Annotated in this window: 2 pseudogenes; one reads left to right on the top strand and one right to left on the bottom strand. The window is 78.8% G+C overall.

The annotated features are described in order from the left end of the window. Positions 1–292 (bottom strand): annotated as a pseudogene (locus D7W79_RS44680) (hypothetical protein); the annotation flags it as partial. Between the two features lie 43 nt (positions 293–335). Here D7W79_RS44680 and D7W79_RS42155 point away from each other — a divergent pair. Next, positions 336–1,062, top strand: a pseudogene (locus D7W79_RS42155) (tetratricopeptide repeat protein); the annotation flags it as partial.

Below are 1,062 nucleotides of genomic sequence, written 5' to 3'. Positions count from 1 at the left end.
GCACCGCCGCGCCCCAGTCCGCCGCGATTCCGCTGCCGGGCCATGCCGCGCCGCAGTCGGCCGCCATCCCGTTGCCCGGGAGCGCCGCGACCCAGTCCGCCGCCATTCCGCTCCCCGGGAGCGCCGCGCCCCAGTCCGCCGCCATTCCCCTGCCGGGCCATGCCGCGCCCCAGTCCGCCGCGATTCCGCTGCCCGGCACCGCCGCGCCTCGCGCCGCTGCACCCGGTGGTACGGCTCCGCAGTCGGCCGCGATTCCGCTGCCCGGCACCGCCGCGCCCCAGTCCGCTGCCATTCCGCTGCCGGGTACCGCTGCTCCCGCGTCCGCAGCCATTCCGATGGGGGCCGGTCCGGCCATCCCGCTGCCGGGCACGGCCGCGCCGCGCTCCGCCGCCATCCCGCTGCCGGGTACCGCCGCTCCCGCGTCCGCCGCGATTCCGCTCCCGGGCACCGCCGCGCCGCAGTCCGCCGCCATTCCCATGGGCGCGGGCCCTGCCATCCCGCTGCCGGGCACGGCCGCGCCGCGCTCCGCCGCCATCCCGCTTCCCGGCACCGCCGCTCCGCAGTCCGCCGCCATTCCCATGGGCGCGGGCCCCGCCATCCCGCTGCCGGGCACGGCCGCGCCGCGCTCCGCCGCCATCCCGCTGCCGGGCAACGCCGCGCCGCCCGTCCCCGAGGATCCGTTCTCCTTCGACGACGACGTCCCGCCCGCCGCGTACGCCTCGCCGGGCGTGGCCGCGCCCCGTGCCATCTCGCTCGACGCGGGCCCTGGCGCGCCGATGGCCCTTCCGGACGACTCGTTCGCCTTCGACATGGACGCCGCGCCGCCGGCCCCCGCGCCCATGGCCGCGGAGGACGACTTCTCGGAAGTGGGCAGCGGCGAGTTCTCCTCGCTCGACACCAGCGACTTCTCCGAGCCGCGCGAGGACGTGACCCGCGTCGTCGCCATCCCCGTCCCCACTGACGCCTACCGCGAGCCCGCCGCGCCCGTCGCCTACGGCTCGAACGAGCCCGCCAGCACCGCGCGCGACTTCGACTTCTCCGAAGACCCCGTCGCCGCCGCCC

Source organism: Corallococcus exercitus (assembly GCF_003611585.1).
GTDB classification, from domain to species: domain Bacteria; phylum Myxococcota; class Myxococcia; order Myxococcales; family Myxococcaceae; genus Corallococcus; species Corallococcus exercitus.
Note: the sequence above shows the minus strand (reverse complement) of the source record. Positions and strands in the feature narration are given on the sequence as shown.